The 13,929-nt window shown below is 73.1% G+C and carries 16 protein-coding genes; 7 read left to right on the top strand and 9 right to left on the bottom strand.

What is annotated here, in order from left to right; all coding sequences use genetic code 11:
- Positions 1-29: 29 nt before the first annotated feature.
- Positions 30-926 carry a DUF4132 domain-containing protein gene (locus ACFW48_RS16925; RefSeq protein WP_386315349.1) on the bottom strand — a complete coding sequence of 299 codons (897 nt, stop codon included), beginning with the start codon at positions 924-926 and terminating at the stop codon, positions 30-32.
- Positions 927-1,134: 208 nt separating this feature from the next.
- Between ACFW48_RS16925 and ACFW48_RS16920 the strand changes: the two genes are divergently transcribed.
- From ACFW48_RS16920 to ACFW48_RS16910, 3 genes are read left to right on the top strand one after another with little or no spacing between them, the layout of a single operon-like run.
- Complete coding sequence (locus ACFW48_RS16920; RefSeq protein WP_386315347.1) at positions 1,135-2,208, top strand: Rieske 2Fe-2S domain-containing protein; 1,074 nt, start codon at positions 1,135-1,137, stop codon at positions 2,206-2,208.
- The gene (locus ACFW48_RS16915) at positions 2,205-2,420 is read left to right on the top strand and encodes a hypothetical protein (RefSeq protein ID WP_386315345.1); all 216 of its coding nucleotides are present in this window, start codon (positions 2,205-2,207) and stop codon (positions 2,418-2,420) included. The genes ACFW48_RS16920 and ACFW48_RS16915 overlap by 4 nt, the downstream gene beginning before the upstream one ends.
- On the top strand, positions 2,417-3,355 hold the full coding sequence (locus tag ACFW48_RS16910) for a PDR/VanB family oxidoreductase (RefSeq protein ID WP_386315343.1): 939 nt from the start codon (positions 2,417-2,419) through the stop codon (positions 3,353-3,355). The genes ACFW48_RS16915 and ACFW48_RS16910 overlap by 4 nt, the downstream gene beginning before the upstream one ends.
- On the opposite strand, the gene ACFW48_RS16905 is transcribed toward ACFW48_RS16910, so the two are convergent.
- The gene (locus tag ACFW48_RS16905; RefSeq protein ID WP_386315341.1) at positions 3,306-4,136 is read right to left on the bottom strand and encodes an IclR family transcriptional regulator C-terminal domain-containing protein; all 831 of its coding nucleotides are present in this window, start codon (positions 4,134-4,136) and stop codon (positions 3,306-3,308) included. The genes ACFW48_RS16910 and ACFW48_RS16905 overlap by 50 nt on opposite strands.
- 235 nt (positions 4,137-4,371) lie before the next feature.
- Between ACFW48_RS16905 and ACFW48_RS16900 the strand changes: the two genes are divergently transcribed.
- The 4 genes from ACFW48_RS16900 to ACFW48_RS16885 are packed head-to-tail and all read left to right on the top strand — an operon-like array spanning position 4,372 to position 7,714.
- A complete protein-coding gene (locus ACFW48_RS16900) occupies positions 4,372-5,340 on the top strand; it encodes an ABC transporter substrate-binding protein (RefSeq protein WP_386315339.1) in 969 nt (322 codons plus the stop codon).
- Entirely contained in the window at positions 5,337-6,110 is a 774-nt protein-coding gene (locus ACFW48_RS16895; protein ID WP_386315337.1) for an ABC transporter permease, read from the top strand. Before ACFW48_RS16900 ends, ACFW48_RS16895 begins: the two co-directional genes overlap by 4 nt.
- Positions 6,107-6,886: an ABC transporter permease gene (locus ACFW48_RS16890; RefSeq protein WP_386315335.1), complete on the top strand. Its 780-nt coding sequence runs from the start codon at positions 6,107-6,109 to the stop codon at positions 6,884-6,886. Before ACFW48_RS16895 ends, ACFW48_RS16890 begins: the two co-directional genes overlap by 4 nt.
- 21 nt (positions 6,887-6,907) lie before the next feature.
- A complete protein-coding gene (locus ACFW48_RS16885) occupies positions 6,908-7,714 on the top strand; it encodes an ABC transporter ATP-binding protein (protein WP_386315334.1) in 807 nt (268 codons plus the stop codon).
- Here the strand turns inward: ACFW48_RS16885 and ACFW48_RS16880 are convergent.
- From ACFW48_RS16880 to ACFW48_RS16850, 7 genes are all read right to left on the bottom strand, one after another.
- Positions 7,686-8,396 carry a GntR family transcriptional regulator gene (locus tag ACFW48_RS16880; RefSeq protein ID WP_386315332.1) on the bottom strand — a complete coding sequence of 237 codons (711 nt, stop codon included), beginning with the start codon at positions 8,394-8,396 and terminating at the stop codon, positions 7,686-7,688. The genes ACFW48_RS16885 and ACFW48_RS16880 overlap by 29 nt on opposite strands.
- Positions 8,393-9,394 carry a proline racemase family protein gene (locus ACFW48_RS16875; protein WP_386315331.1) on the bottom strand — a complete coding sequence of 334 codons (1,002 nt, stop codon included), beginning with the start codon at positions 9,392-9,394 and terminating at the stop codon, positions 8,393-8,395. The genes ACFW48_RS16880 and ACFW48_RS16875 overlap by 4 nt, the downstream gene beginning before the upstream one ends.
- Positions 9,395-9,404: 10 nt before the next feature.
- The gene (locus ACFW48_RS16870) at positions 9,405-10,295 is read right to left on the bottom strand and encodes a dihydrodipicolinate synthase family protein (RefSeq protein WP_386315329.1); all 891 of its coding nucleotides are present in this window, start codon (positions 10,293-10,295) and stop codon (positions 9,405-9,407) included.
- Positions 10,292-11,713, bottom strand: a complete 1,422-nt coding sequence (locus ACFW48_RS16865) for an NAD(P)/FAD-dependent oxidoreductase (protein ID WP_386315327.1) — start codon at positions 11,711-11,713, stop codon at positions 10,292-10,294. Before ACFW48_RS16865 ends, ACFW48_RS16870 begins: the two co-directional genes overlap by 4 nt.
- Positions 11,703-12,002 carry a (2Fe-2S)-binding protein gene (locus ACFW48_RS16860; RefSeq protein WP_386315325.1) on the bottom strand — a complete coding sequence of 100 codons (300 nt, stop codon included), beginning with the start codon at positions 12,000-12,002 and terminating at the stop codon, positions 11,703-11,705. Before ACFW48_RS16860 ends, ACFW48_RS16865 begins: the two co-directional genes overlap by 11 nt.
- Positions 11,999-13,150 carry an NAD(P)/FAD-dependent oxidoreductase gene (locus ACFW48_RS16855; protein WP_386315323.1) on the bottom strand — a complete coding sequence of 384 codons (1,152 nt, stop codon included), beginning with the start codon at positions 13,148-13,150 and terminating at the stop codon, positions 11,999-12,001. Before ACFW48_RS16855 ends, ACFW48_RS16860 begins: the two co-directional genes overlap by 4 nt.
- Before the next feature lie 62 nt (positions 13,151-13,212).
- Positions 13,213-13,872 carry a hypothetical protein gene (locus tag ACFW48_RS16850; RefSeq protein ID WP_386315321.1) on the bottom strand — a complete coding sequence of 220 codons (660 nt, stop codon included), beginning with the start codon at positions 13,870-13,872 and terminating at the stop codon, positions 13,213-13,215.
- Positions 13,873-13,929 lie beyond the last annotated feature (57 nt).

Raw genomic sequence — 13,929 nt, 5'->3', positions numbered from 1 at the left:
CCTTCCGTGGGTGTGCGTACCGCTGCCGTTCACTCGGTGCCGTCCGTGGTCACGGTGCGGCCGGCGTGCAGGGCCGCGGCCATGCGCATGCCCTCGGACCAGGCCACGGGGCCGACCTCGGTCAGCGGGAGGCGCCGGTGCCCGTCCTCGTCGCTCCAGGTCAGGCTGCCGGTCCAGGCCTTCTCCTCGGTGTAGGGATCGCTCATGCCGACCGTGGCGGTGATGACGCGCCCGGCGTCCCGGATCTTGTCGACGACGCTGCTGCCGGAGATCTTGTAGCCGAGGGACGTGGCGCGGGAGGAGAGGTGGAACCAGGAGCGGTACTCGGCGTCGGCGAACTCGGTGACCCTGTCGGCCCCGCCGCCGGTCCCGGCGGGTTTGCGCCAGGTGGCCCGGTGGATCTGTTCGACGCCCTGGACCACACCCAACTCGGCCGCGAAGGTCCGCAGTTCCTCCAGGTCGGGGAGGAGGACCGGGTGGGGCATGGTCACCGTCCGGGCTGCCGGGCGGACGGTCTCGCCGTCCAGGTTCACCACCCGCAGTCCGCCCGAGTCGTCCGCGTCGCGCAGGAAGCCGGTCTCGTCGGGGGTGTCACCGACGATAACGATGTCGCGGAGCGCCGCCCGCCATGCCTCGTCGGGCCAGACCCGGGCCAGCAGCGCGGTCGGCACCGGCAGCGAGGACACCATCCAGTTGCCGACCTGAGCCGCGCACTCGGCCGCGTGCCGGTCCAGCCACTCGGCGAAGCGCTGGAGTTCGACGACTTCCGGGCGGTCCCGTATCTCCGCGGGCAGGGGTCTGACCCGCTTCCCCTCCCGCCCGTTCGCCTCATGCCCGGCCGGGGGCGGTCCCGACGCGGACCGGGCCACCACCCGGCCGTCCACCAGAGCGACTTCATATGTGTCGCCCGCTGCCAGCCAACCCATCGCTTCCTCGCCTCTTCCACATCCGGGATCCGGCACAGCGTGTCCGGCGGCCCCGATCGGCGCGCCTCACCGTGACGTTGGCGAAAGACTAGAGGCACCCACCGACAGCGCCCGCGGGGCCGCCCTTCCGTGAGGCGGAAGAAGTGTTGCCACCCCGCGACGCCCTCCCCGACGATGCCACCACCCACGACGGACGGGAGCCGCAACGATGCCGCACATGACCGCCTTCGCCAGGAACCAGTGGTACGTCGCCGCCTACAGCCACGAGGTCGGCCGCGAGTTGCTGGGACGCACGCTGCTCGGTGAGCCGCTCGTCCTCTTCCGCACCGAGGAGGACGGGACGCCGGTCGTCCTGCACGACCGCTGCGTGCACCGCCGCTACCCGCTCTCCGAGGCGCCGACGCGGCTGGACGGCGACCGGATCGTGTGTGGGTACCACGGGTTCACGTACGACACGACCGGCACCTGCGTGTACGTCCCGGGCCAGAAACGCGTCCCGCGCACCGCCCGCGTCGCCTCCTACCCGGTGGTCGAGCAGGACTCCCTGGTGTGGGTGTGGATCGGGGACCCGGCACTGGCCGACGCCGGGACCGTGCCGCGCGCCCGCCACCTCGACTCCCCCGGCTGGGTCACGGTCCGGGGCATGGAGCCGATCGACGCCGACTACGGACTGCTGGTCGACAACCTCCTCGACCTCTCCCACGAGACGTACCTGCACGGCGGCTACATCGGCACGCCCGAGGTCGCCGAGACGCCGATCACCACGGAAGTCGACGAGGGCGCCGGGATCGTCCGGGTGAGCCGGCACATGGACGACGCCGAGTGCCCGCCGTTCTACGCCAGGTCCACCGGCGTCAGCGGGCGCATCGACCGGTGGCAGGACATCGAGTACCACGCACCCTGTCTGTACCTGCTGCACAGCCGGGTCGCCCCGACCGGTGTGATGCCCGAGGCGGACGGCAGCGATCCGAACGGCTTCCACACCGAGATCACCTACGCCATCACGCCGTCCGGCGACGGCAAGGTGTACGACTTCTGGGCGGTCTCGCGGGACTGGGCGACGGACGACGCCGAGGTCACCGAGTTCCTGCGGAGGAACAACCGCACGGTTGTCATGCAGGACGTCGACGCGCTCAACCTGCTCCAGCGCACGCTCGGCACCGAGCGCACCGGCTACCAGGAGCTGAGCATCAACATCGACACCGGCGGCCTGGCCGCCCGCCGCATCCTCGCCCGGCTGGTCGAGGAGGGCGACAAGCCCGTCGAACGGGCGGCCCGATGAGCGGGCGCACCGGCGAGGTCTACCGCATCGACTGGCTGCCGGACACCGACGTCCTGCACGGCACCTGCCACTGCGGCGCCGAGCACACCGCCGAGGACCCCGTCACCATGTGGGACTGGATGCTCGCCCACCCACAAGGACACCCGCAGGGGCACCCACAAGGACACCCGCAGGGCCACCCGCAGCGAAGGCGCCGGGGAAACGACTCATGACCCTCTACGAAGCCGAACTGGTCGTCCACCACCGGGAGACCGCGGCCGACGGCGTGCTCACCCTCGCCCTGCGTCACCCGCTCGGCGAACCGCTGCCCGCCTGGGAGCCCGGCGCCCACATCGATCTCGTCCTCGCGCCGGACCTGGAGCGGCAGTACTCCCTGTGCGGCGACCCGGCCGACCGGGCGGTGTGGCGGATCGCCGTGTTGCGCGAGGCCGCGGGGCGGGGAGGGTCGGCCCACGTTCATGGCGAGTTGGGACTCGGCGACAAGGTCCGTGTGCGAGGACCGCGCAACCACTTCCGGCTGGAGCCGGCCCCCCTCTACCGCTTCGTCGCGGGCGGTATCGGCATCACCCCGATCCTGCCCATGCTGGCCGCCGTCGAGGAGGCGGGCGCCGAGTGGAGCCTGCTCTATGGCGGGCGGACGCGGAACACCATGGCGTTCACCGGGGAGTTGGAGCGGTACGGCGACCGGGTCACGATCGCCCCGGAGGACGAGTCGGGGCTGCTGGACCTCGCCTCCGTACTCGACGACGTACCCGTGGGCACCCTCGTCTACTGCTGCGGACCCGCGCCGCTGCTGGACGCGGTCGAGGCGCGCTGCCCGGCCGGGATCCTGCGCCTGGAGCGGTTCCGCCCGAAGGAGGCGGCGGCGACCGGCCCGGAGGCGGAGTTCGAGGTCGTACTCGCGCGCAGCGGGCGCACGGTCGCCGTCCCGGCGGACGTCTCCGTACTGGACGCCGTCCGGGCCGCCGGCGTCGAGGTGCTCCACTCCTGCACCGAGGGCACCTGCGGCACCTGCGAGACCGACGTCGTCGCGGGCGAGCCGGACCACCGGGACTCGGTACTCACCGACGAGGAACGGGCCGCCGGGGAGACGATGCTCATCTGCGTGTCCCGCTGTCGTGGCCGACGGCTCGTGCTGGACCTGTGAGCGCCTGACCGGCGATCCGGAGGTCGGCGTCGATCCGGGCGACGGTCGCCAGCAGGTGCGGCAGCAGGTCCCGGCGTACGGACTCCACGGAGTTGCGGCCGGCGTGCACCGCGATGTTCACGCCGGCCACCGCCTCGCCGTCCCGGTCCCGCACCGGCGCGGCGACGGACCTGAGCCCGTCCTCGAGTTCCTGGTCGACGAGGGCGTAGCCCTGGCGGCGCACCCGGCGCAGTTCCGCGCGCAGGGCGTCCGCCGAGGTGAGGGTGCGGGCGGTGTGCGGACGCAGGTCGGCGCGGGCGAGCCGGGTCTCGATCTCGGTGTCCGGCAGATCGGCGAGGATCACCCGGCCCACTGAGGTGAGGTGCGCCGGGAAGCGGGTGCCGACGGTGATCGACGCGGTCATGATGCGACTGGTCGGGACGCGGGCGACGTACACGACGTCGTCGCCGTCCAGGACGCACAGCGAGGACGACTCCCGTACCTGCGCGACGAGTCGCTCCAGATGCGGTTCGGCGATCTGCGGCAGCGTGAAGCCGGCCAGATAGGAGTAGCCGAGCTCCAGCACGCGCGGGGTGAGCCGGAAGAGCCGGCCGTCGGTGTGGACGTAGCCGAGGTCCGCCAGGGTGAGCAGGAAGCGGCGGGCCGCCGCGCGGGTCAGTTCCGCGGCGCGGGCGACCTCGCTCAGGGTCAGCGCCGGGTGGGCGGCGTCGAAGGCCCGGATGACGGCGAGGCCGCGTTCGAAGGACCTGACGAAGTGCGGTGCGCGGGCTGCATCGGACATCTGGCCTCCGGCGAGAGCCTCACGGCAGGGCGTGCGGCACGAACGACCGTACGCAGTGCGCACGCTATGAGTGCGCGTCCCGCACTGTCAACGAATCCAGGTCGAATCCTCAACGGCCCATATCGGCGCGGGCATTGACCTGGGCTTCGCACCGGCCCTACGTTCCCGCTGAGCACGTTCGTGCTGTCTGCGCACAGCCTGTCGGAGCACCTGGTCCGGTCCCACAGGGGGAGTCATGCGTCGTCTGTTCGTCGGCCTCACGGCCGTGTCCGTCCTGACCGCCGCGACGGCTTGCGGCTCGTCCGATTCCGGAGGGTCGGACGACGCCGGGTCGTCCGGCGGCACCACCACGGTCAAGGTGGGCCTCATCCCCATCGTCGATGTCGCGCCCCTGTACCTGGGGCAGAGGAAGGGCTTCTTCGAGGAGCGCGGGCTGAAGCTGTCCTTCGCCGGCGCGCAGGGCGGCGCGGCGATCGTGCCCGGCGTGGTCAGCGGCCAGTTCGAGTTCGGCTTCTCCAACATGACGTCCTTGATGATCGCCCAGTCCAACAACGTGCCCGTCAAGGCGGTGGCCAACGGCATCGCCTCGACCGGCGTCGTGGGCGAGGACTTCGAGGCCCTCACGGTCAAGGGCGACAGCCCGGTCAAGTCGCCGAAGGACCTGGAGGGCAAGAAGGTCGCCATCAACACGCTGAAGAACATCAACGAGACCGCGGTGCGGGCCTCGGTCGGCGCCGCGGGCGGTGACCCCGACAAGGTGGACTTCGTGGAGCTGGCCTTCGACCAGATGCCGGCCGCGCTCGACGGCGGGCGGATCGACGCGGCGATGGTGGTGGAACCGGCGCTGGCCACGGTCAAGAGCCAGGGCGGCCGGGAGATCGCCTCCCCCATGGTCGACATCCATCCGAATCTGACGGTCGCCATGTACTTCACCTCCACCCGGTACGCGCAGGAGAACCCGGAGGTGGTGAAGAAGTTCCAGGAGGCCACCGCCGAGTCCCTCGCGTACGCCGACGCCCACCCCGACGAGGTCCGCGAGATCGTCACCACGTACACCAGGATCCCGGCGGATGTGCTGGCGAAGGTGACCCTGCCGAAGTGGCCGGTCGAACCGGACCGCTCGTCCCTCCACGCACTGGGGAAGCTCGGTTACGAGGACGGCCTGTTCGAGCGGTTCCCCGACCTGGACGCGCTGTTGCCGTGAAGGGGGCGAACGCCGCGCTGGGCGCGGCCGGGCTCGCGGCATTCCTCGCCCTGGGCGAGGCGGTGCCGCGGCTCGGCCTGGTCAAGGAGGAGTACTTCCCGCCGACCAGCCGCATCGCCGACGCGCTCGGCACGGAGGTGGCGGACGGCGCCTTCTGGACCGCGCTCGGCGACACGCTCACCGGCTGGGCGCTGGGCCTGGCCCTCGCGGTCGGCGCCGGAATCGTCGTCGGGGTGCTCCTGTCGGTGGTGCCGTACCTGCGCGAGGCGACGGCGTCCACGATCGAGTTCCTGCGCCCGATCCCGTCGGTCGCGCTGATCCCGCTGGCGGTGCTGATGTACGGCACCGAACTGCGGTCGGTGCTGCTCCTGGTCGTGTACGCCGCCTTCTGGCAGATGCTGGTCCAGGTCCTGTACGGCGTCCAGGACGTCGACCCGGTCGCCGAGGAGACGGCGCGGTCGTACGGTCTGGGCACCTGGGCGCGGGTCCGGCACGTGCTGTGGCCGACCGCGCTGCCGTACGTCATGACCGGGGTGCGCCTCGCGGCGGCCGTCGCGCTGATCCTCGCCATCACGGCCGAACTCGTCATCGGCGCACCGGGGCTGGGCGCCCGGATCGCCGTCGCGCAGACCTCGCAGGCCGTGCCCGAGATGTACGCGCTGATCGTCGTCGCCGGTCTGCTCGGGCTGCTGATCAATGTCGGGGCCCGGTCGGTCGAGCGACGGGCGCTGGCCTGGCACCAGTCGGTACGCGGGGAGGTGGCGGTGTGAGGCGCGTACTGCTGCGACTGGTGTTCGCGCTCGCGCTGCCCGCCGTGCTGGTGGCCGTCTGGTGGGTGTCCTCGGCCGGCAGCGAGGACGTGTACTGGCCGCCGCTCGGCACGATCCTGGAGACCTTCCCGGACGTGTGGACCGGCGAGCGCTGGCGCGGTGACGTGCTGCCCAGCGTGCTCAGGCTCGCGGCGGGCTACGCGCTCGCGGCGGTCGCCGGTGTCGCGCTCGGCACGCTCATCGGCTCCTACCGGCGGGTGCGGGCGGTGTGCGAGCCGGTGCTGGAGTTCCTGCGGGCGGTGCCGCCGCCGGTGCTCGTGCCGGTCATCATGCTGTTCGCGGGCATCGGCGACACCATGAAGATCATCGTGATCGCGGCCGGCTGTGTGTGGCCGGTGCTGCTCAACACGGTCGAGGGCGTCCGGGCGGTCGACGCGGTGATGGCCGAGACGGCCCGCTCCTACGGCATCACCGGTGCCGCGTGGCTGCGGCACGTGGTGCTGCGCTCGGCGAGCCCGCAGATCTTCGCGGGTCTGCGCCAGGCGTTGTCGGTCGGCATCATCCTGATGGTGATCAGCGAGATGTTCGCCGCGAGCAACGGCCTCGGTTTCACCATCGTGCAGTTCCAGCGCTCGTTCGCGATCCCCGGCATGTGGACCGGCATCCTGCTGCTCGGCCTGCTCGGCTTCGTGCTCTCGGTCCTGTTCCAGCTGGTCGAGCGGCGGGCGCTCGGCTGGTACCACGGCCTGCGCGCCGCCGCCCGGCGGCCTGGGTGAAGCTTCCTGAAAGGGCGGTCCATGCTCGACGTACGCGGCCTGAAGAAGGTGTACGAGGGATCGGGGCGGCGCGTCGAGGCGGTGCGCGACCTGACCTTCTCCGTGGCGGCCGGGGAACTGGTCTGCCTGGTCGGCCCGTCGGGCTGCGGCAAGACGACGCTGCTGAAGTGCGTGGGCGGGCTGCTGGAACCGACGGCCGGCGAGGTGTTCCTGGCCGGGCGGAAGGTGGCCGGTCCGCCGCCCGGCATGGCGTTCGTCTTCCAGGAGTACGGGCGCAGCCTCTTCCCGTGGATGCGGGTCGGCGAGAACGTCGAACTGCCCCTGAAACAGAAGGACCTGGGCAAGGCGCGGCGCCGGGAGCTGGTCACGGACGCCCTCGCCTCGGTCGGGCTCGCGGACGCCGCCGGGGCCTACCCCTGGCAGTTGTCCGGGGGCATGCAGCAGCGGGTCGCCATCGCGCGGGCGCTGGCGTACGAGCCCGAAGTGCTCCTGATGGACGAGCCGTTCGCGGCGGTGGACGCGCAGACCCGCGCCGACCTGGAGGATCTGGTACGGCGGCTGTGGCGGGAACGCGCGATCACCGTCCTGTTCGTCACCCACGACATCGACGAGGCCGTCTACCTGGGCGAACGCGTGGTCGTGCTGTCCGCCTCCCCCACGGTCGTGCGGGAGCAGCTCAAGGTCGACCTGCCGGACGAGCGGGACCAGGCGCACACGCGGGTGGCCCCGCGCTTCGCCGAGCTGCGGACCCATGTGTACGAGCAGATCCAGGCGGCGAAGCGCGGGGCGGGACAGCCGGTCAGGAAGGACGCGCCGCCGTCTCACTGACCCGGGCCGCCCACAGCCCGCGGACGTGTCCCAGGTGCCGCGTCATCACCCCGCGCACCGCCTCCTCGTCGCGGGCGAGCAGCGCGTCGAGGATCTCCAGGTGCTCCTCGGCCGACGCCTGAAGCCTCCCCTGCTCCACCAGCGCCGTCAGTCCGTACAACCGGGAGCGCCGGCGCAGGTCGCGTACGACCTCCACCAGGTGGGCGTTGCCGGCCAGCGCCAGCAGCCCCAGGTGGAAGCGCAGGTCGGCCTCGACGTACGCGATGAGGTCACCGGCCGCGGCCGAGGTGACGATCTCCTCGGCCGCCGGGCGCAGGGCCTCCAGCGCGACGGCGTCGGCGGTGGTGGCGAGCCCGGCGACGGTCGGGATCTCGATGAGCGAACGGATGTGGGTGTACTCGTCGAGTTGCCTGTCGGAGACTGCGGTGACCCGGAATCCCTTGTTGGGAACGGTGTCGACCAGCCCTTCCTTGGCGAGGTCGAGCATCGCCTCGCGCACGGGGGTGGCGGAGACGCCGAAGCGGGCGGCGAGGCCGGGGGCCGAGTAGACCTCGCCGGGGCGCAGTTCGCCGGCGATCAGGGCGGCGCGCAGCGCCTCGGCGACCCGCTCGCGGTGGCTGGGCTTTCTGCTGCCGAGGACGGGCAGGACGGGGCCGGTGGCGTTCGCGTTCACCTCGCTCACAGCACGAACCCCGCGGGGAAGGGGTCCTCGGGATCGAGCAGGTACTGTGCGGTGCCGGTGATCCAGGCGCGGCCGGTGAAGCTGGGCAGCACGGCGGGCAGGCCCCCGGCCTCGGTCGTGCCGAGCAGCCGGCCGGTGAACCGGGTGCCGATGAAGGACTCGTTCACGAACTCGGTGTGCAGGGGGAGTTCGCCCCGGGCGTGCAGCTGGGCCATGCGGGCACTGGTGCCGGTGCCGCAGGGCGAGCGGTCGAACCAGCCGGGGTGGATCACCATGGCGTGCCGGGAGTGGCGGGCGGTGGCGTCGGGTGCGGTCACCTGGACATGGTGGCAGCCGCGGATGGACGGGTCCTGTGGGTGGGCCGGCTCCTCGTCCTCGTTGATGGCCGCCATCAGGGAGAGGCCGGCGGCGAGGATGTCGTCCTTGCGGGACCGGTCGAAGGGCAGCCCCAGCCGCTCCAGGGGCAGTACGGCGTAGAAGTTGCCGCCGTAGGCGAGGTCGTACGTCACCGTCCGGCCGTCGGGCAGGGTCACCTCGCGGTCGAGGCCGACGGCGAAGGAGGGCACGTTGCGCAGGGTCACCGCCCTGGCCGCGCCGCCCTCCACCGCCACCTCGGCGACGACGACTCCGGCGGGGGTGTCGAGGCGGATGGTGGTGACGGGTTCGACGACCTCGACCATGCCGGTCTCCACGAGGACGGTCGCCACGCCGATCGTGCCGTGTCCGCACATGGGGAGGTAGCCGGAGACCTCGATGTAGACGACGCCCCAGTCGCAGTCGGGACGGGTGGGCGGCTGGAGGATCGCGCCGCTCATGGCGGCGTGGCCGCGCGGTTCGTTCATCAGCAACCGCTTGACGTCGTCGCGGTGTTCGCGGAAGTACAGCCGCCGCTCGTTCATGGTCGCGCCGGGGATGGTGCCGATGCCGCCGGTGACCACTCGGGTGGGCATGCCCTCGGTGTGGGAGTCGACGGCGTGCAGGACGAGTCTGCTGCGCATGGTCGTGCCCCTACGCCAGTCCGGCCGCGAGGGCCTTCTCGGTGGCGGCGCGGACGGCGGCCTCCTGTTCGGGCAGCAGCGGCACACGCGGCGGGCGGCAGGCGCCGCCGTGCCGTCCGGCGAGGTCCATGGAGACCTTGATCGCCTGCACGAACTCGACCTTCGAGTCCCAGCGCAGCAGCGGGTGCAGCTGCCGGTACAGCCGGTCGGCCGTGGACAGGTCACCGGCGACGGCGGCGCGGTACAGCTCGACGCAGGCCGCGGGCAGCGCGTTGGGGTATCCGGCGATCCAGCCCTTCGCCCCCGCGAGCGCCAGCTCCAGCAGGACGTCGTCGGCGCCGGCCAGCAGGTCCAGGTCCGGGGCGAGTTCCGCGATGCGGTAGGCGCGGCGGACATCGCCGGAGAACTCCTTCACGCCCTGGATGAGCCCCTCGCCGTGCAGCCGGGCGAGCAACTCGGGCACCAGGTCGACCTTGGTGTCGACGGGGTTGTTGTACGCGACGACCGGCAGGCCCGCCCTCGCGACCTCGGCGTAGTGGGCGAGGACGGAACGTTCGTCGGCCCGGTAGGCGTTGGGCGGCAGCAGCATCACCGCGCCGCAGCCGGCCTCCCGCGCCTGCTCGGCCCAGCGGCGGGCCTCGGTGGACCCGTAGGCAGCGACGCCGGGCATGACCCGCTCCCCGCCGACGGCGGCGACGGCGGTCTCGACGACCCGGGTGCGTTCCTCGGGGGTGAGCACCTGGTACTCGCCGAGGGAGCCGTTGGGTACGACACCGTCGCAGCCGTTCGCCACCAGCCAGGCGCAGTGGTCCGCGTAGGCGTCGTGATCGACGGAGAGGTCGTCGTTCAGCGGGAGGGCGGTGGCGACGAGGACGCCGCGCCAGGGGCGGTGGTCGGTCATGAGGATCCTCTCTCGGGCTGTTCCGGCTCGGGCTGTTCCAGCTCCGGCTGTTCCGGCTGTTCCGGCTGTGGCTGGGCAAGGACGCCGAGGGGTACGGGGCGGGCGAACGGCCGCCGGGAAGGAGTGGCTTCGCATCCGGTGAGACCGGCGACGGCGGTGGCACACATCCGCCCCTGGCACCAGCCCATCCCGGCCCGGGTCAGTAGCTTCACGGTGCGCACGTCACCCGCGCCGAGTCCGTCGACGGCCTCCCGGACGGCACCGGCGGTGACCTCCTCGCAGCGGCAGACGACGGTGTCGTCGGTGACCTGGTCGGTCCAGTGGGCGGGCGGGGCGAAGGCGGCGGCGAGGGCCTCGGCGGAGGTCCGCAGCGTCTCGCGGGTCCGCTCGGCGTCCTTCCGTCCGGCCGGTTCGGGCCCGGTGCCCCGCAGTCGGGCGGCGACCGAGCGTCCGGCGACGCGCCCCTCGGCTAGCGCGAGGGCGGCGCCGCCGATGCCGGTGGACTCCCCGGCCGCCCAGACGCCGGGGACGCTCGTGCGCTGCTCGGCGTCGACGGCCACGGCCGGTCCGTCCAGGCGGCAGCCGAGGCCGTCGGCGAGGTCGGTGTGCGGGAGCATGCCGTGGCCGACGGCCAGGGTGTCGCAGGGGAGGTACCGCCCGGTGCCGCGCCGGACGCGTCCGGCGGCGTCGAGGGCGGCGACGGTGACGCCGGTCAGCCGGTCGTCGCCGTGGGCGCGGACGACGGTGTGCCGAGGGAGGAGGCGGACGCGGTGGCGCAGGAGGCGGGCGGCGTATCCGGCACCCTCGGGGAGTTTGCCGGCCAGGGCGCGGGCGTGGCGGGCGACCTGCCTCGGGTCGGCCGACTCCACGAGCGCCGCCACCCGCGCCCCGGCCGCCGCGAGCCCGGTCGCCACGGGCAGCAGCAGCGGCCCGGTACCGGCGACGACGGCGGCCCGTCCGGGCACCACCAGCCCGCCCTTGAGCATGGCCTGGGCGCCCCCGGCGGTGAGTACGCCGGGCAGGGTCCAGCCGGGGAAGGGCAGGACGTGCTCGTAGCCGCCGGTGGCGAGCAGCACCGCGTCGGCGTGTACCGCGACCGGCACGTCCTGCCCGGGCCCGAGCAGCGCGTGCACGGTGAAGGCGCCGGACCGCTCCTCGACGAACCACACATGATGGTCCGTCAGCACGCGTACGCCACTGGCGGCGAGCCCGTCCCGCAGCCGCTCCCAGGTGCGCCACCGGTGGTGCAGCGCCCGTGGCCGCCGGGCGCCCAGTTCGGCGGCGGGCTGCCGGAAGAACTGCCCGCCCGGCCGGTCGGCCGCGTCCACGACCGTGACCCGTACCCCGCCGGCGGCCGCCGTCAGCGCCGCCGCGAGCCCGGCCGGTCCGGCCCCGATCACCGCGAGGTCAGTCCTCATGGCCGGTCCCCTCCTGGGTGCGGATCACGTCGCCCGGGTGCACGGGGACCAGGCAGGCGCGCTGGTTGGGGCGGTCGTTGACGGTGACGAGGCAGTCGAAGCACACGCCGATCCCGCAGAACACCCCGCGCGGCCGGCCCGCACCCCGGGTGGTGCGCCAGGAGGTGATGCCGGCCGCCCACAGCACGGCGGCGACCGTCCGGCCGGGCAGCGCCTCGATCGTCCGCCCGTCGACGGTGACCGTGCAGGCGGCCGCCGGCCGGGCCCGGACCAGCCGGAGCGGGTTCACCGGACCTCCTCGGGAAAGCGGTCGGGCCGGAACGCGGTGAGATCGAGGGCGGGCCGCTCACCGCTCAGCAGTTGGGCGATCAGGTGTCCGGTGCCGGTGGACAGGCCGATGCCCGCGCCCTCGTGCCCGCAGGCGTGGAAGAGACCGGGCGCCCTCGGGTCGGGGCCGATCGCCGGCAGGTGATCGGGCAGATACGGCCGGAACCCGGCGTACGCCCGCAGGGCCCGTACCCGCGCGAGGAAGGGGAACAGCCGGGTCGCGCCCGCCGCCAGCGCCCGCAGTGCCGGAAGGGACACCGACCGGTCGAAGCCGACCCGTTCGCGGCTGGCGCCGATGAGGACCGGTCCCGCGGCGGTGCCCTCCACGACCGGGGAGGTCTGCAGGGCGGCCGAATCGCTGGCGACGTCGGCGACGTAGTCCGCGGCGTACACCTTGTGGCGTACGCGGGGCGGCAGTGGTTCGGTGACGAGGACGTAGCCGCGTCTGGGCAGGACCGGCAGCCGTACGCCGGCCAGGGCGGCCAGTTCGCCGCCCCACGGTCCGGCCGCGTTGACGACGGCCGGGGCGTGCAGGTCGCCGCGGTCCGTGCGTACTCCGCGCACGGCGCCGTCGGGGCCGCGCAGGACGCCGGTCACCGTCCGGCCGGTGTGCGGCCGTGCCCCCGACGCCCGCAGCAGGTGGGCGGCGGCCAGGGCGGGCATGACCTGGGCGTCCTGCGGGTAGTGCACGGCGCCCGCCAGACCGGGGGCGAGACGGGGTTCGAGGTCGTGCAGCCGGTCCGCCGGGACGCCCACCGCCTCCACCCCGGCCGTCCGCTGGCCGGCGGCGAAGACCTCCAGGCCGGCCAGTGCCTCGGAGGTCTCGGCGACGACGACACCGCCCTTGGCCTCGTACTCGACGGCGCGGCCCAGTTCCCCGGCCAGCGCGGTCCACAAGCGGGCGGACAGCAGGGCGAGTTCCAACTCGGGTCCGGGTTCCTTGTCGGAGACGAGGAGGTTGCCCTCCCCCGCTCCGGTGGTGCCGCCGGCCACCGGGCCACGGTCCACCACTGTCACGTCGAGTCCGGCGCGGGCGGCGTACAGCGCACAGGCCGCGCCCACCATTCCGGCCCCGACCACTACGACATCGCAGGTCAGCGGCATGCTCACGCCAGTACTATGTCACACAACACACTGGCTGGGAACAGGGCGGCACCCGCTCGCGCGGTGGATCACTCGGGGGCGGGGACCACCCTCAGATGGGCGGCGGCGCGGTGGGGGCGTGCGGGGCGGGGCGGGGTGCGGCGGGGTTCGCGCAGGACCAGCGTCAGCCGGGTGTAGCCCAACTCCTCCAGCGCCTTGCACGTTTCGACCACGACCCGGCACTCGGTGGCGCCCCAGCGCGGGTCGGGGTGGTGCAGCGGCCGTACGGCACCGCCGAGTTCGACGGCCTCCGCGCCGACGGCACGGATCCAGTGCGGCAGGCCCTGACGGTAGGCGGCCTCCATGATCGGATCCTGGGCGATGTCGCGGCGGACGGCCTGCAGACCGTTGTCGTGGCCGTATCGCTCCAGGGCGCCGGCCAAGTGCGCCAGCATGGGCAGGCACCAGCTCGACTCGTGCTCCCCGAGGACCGCGGAAGCGTCGGGGTGGAACAGGACGAATCTGAGGAAGTTGTCGCCCGGCATGGCCGTCGGGTGCGGTCCGGCCCCCCGGAAGAGTGTCCGGAAGGCACCGTTGGTCAGCGCCACGTCCCAGCGGTGGTCGACGACGAGGGAGGGGAAGGACACGGCCTCCAGGAGCGCGGTGTAGTCCTGGAGGTACGCCTGGGCGTCGGGGGTCGTGTGGACGGGCCGCGGCGCCGGCCGCTGCCCTCCTGCCTGAAATGCCATCGGGAGGTCACCCCTCTTGCCTATGCGGCCTTCTCGCGGCGTCCCGATCCTGGTGCC

It is taken from the genome of Streptomyces sp. NPDC058812, assembly GCF_042744565.1.
GTDB classification, from domain to species: Bacteria; Actinomycetota; Actinomycetes; order Streptomycetales; family Streptomycetaceae; genus Streptomyces; species Streptomyces thinghirensis.
The sequence above is the reverse complement of the archived record's forward strand: the minus strand, read 5'-3'. Positions and strand labels throughout refer to the sequence as shown.

Bases quoted from the DNA above. Each gene is read 5' to 3' on its own strand.
- ACFW48_RS16925 (WP_386315349.1), bottom strand. From the start codon at position 926: ATGGGTTGGCTGGCAGCGGGCGACACATATGAAGTCGCTCTGGTGGAC.
- ACFW48_RS16920 (WP_386315347.1), top strand. From the start codon at position 1,135: ATGCCGCACATGACCGCCTTCGCCAGGAACCAGTGGTACGTCGCCGCC.
- ACFW48_RS16915 (WP_386315345.1), top strand. From the start codon at position 2,205: ATGAGCGGGCGCACCGGCGAGGTCTACCGCATCGACTGGCTGCCGGAC.
- ACFW48_RS16910 (WP_386315343.1), top strand. From the start codon at position 2,417: ATGACCCTCTACGAAGCCGAACTGGTCGTCCACCACCGGGAGACCGCG.
- ACFW48_RS16905 (WP_386315341.1), bottom strand. From the start codon at position 4,136: ATGTCCGATGCAGCCCGCGCACCGCACTTCGTCAGGTCCTTCGAACGC.
- ACFW48_RS16900 (WP_386315339.1), top strand. From the start codon at position 4,372: ATGCGTCGTCTGTTCGTCGGCCTCACGGCCGTGTCCGTCCTGACCGCC.
- ACFW48_RS16885 (WP_386315334.1), top strand. From the start codon at position 6,908: ATGCTCGACGTACGCGGCCTGAAGAAGGTGTACGAGGGATCGGGGCGG.
- ACFW48_RS16875 (WP_386315331.1), bottom strand. From the start codon at position 9,394: ATGCGCAGCAGACTCGTCCTGCACGCCGTCGACTCCCACACCGAGGGC.
- ACFW48_RS16870 (WP_386315329.1), bottom strand. From the start codon at position 10,295: ATGACCGACCACCGCCCCTGGCGCGGCGTCCTCGTCGCCACCGCCCTC.
- ACFW48_RS16865 (WP_386315327.1), bottom strand. From the start codon at position 11,713: ATGAGGACTGACCTCGCGGTGATCGGGGCCGGACCGGCCGGGCTCGCG.
- ACFW48_RS16850 (WP_386315321.1), bottom strand. From the start codon at position 13,872: ATGGCATTTCAGGCAGGAGGGCAGCGGCCGGCGCCGCGGCCCGTCCAC.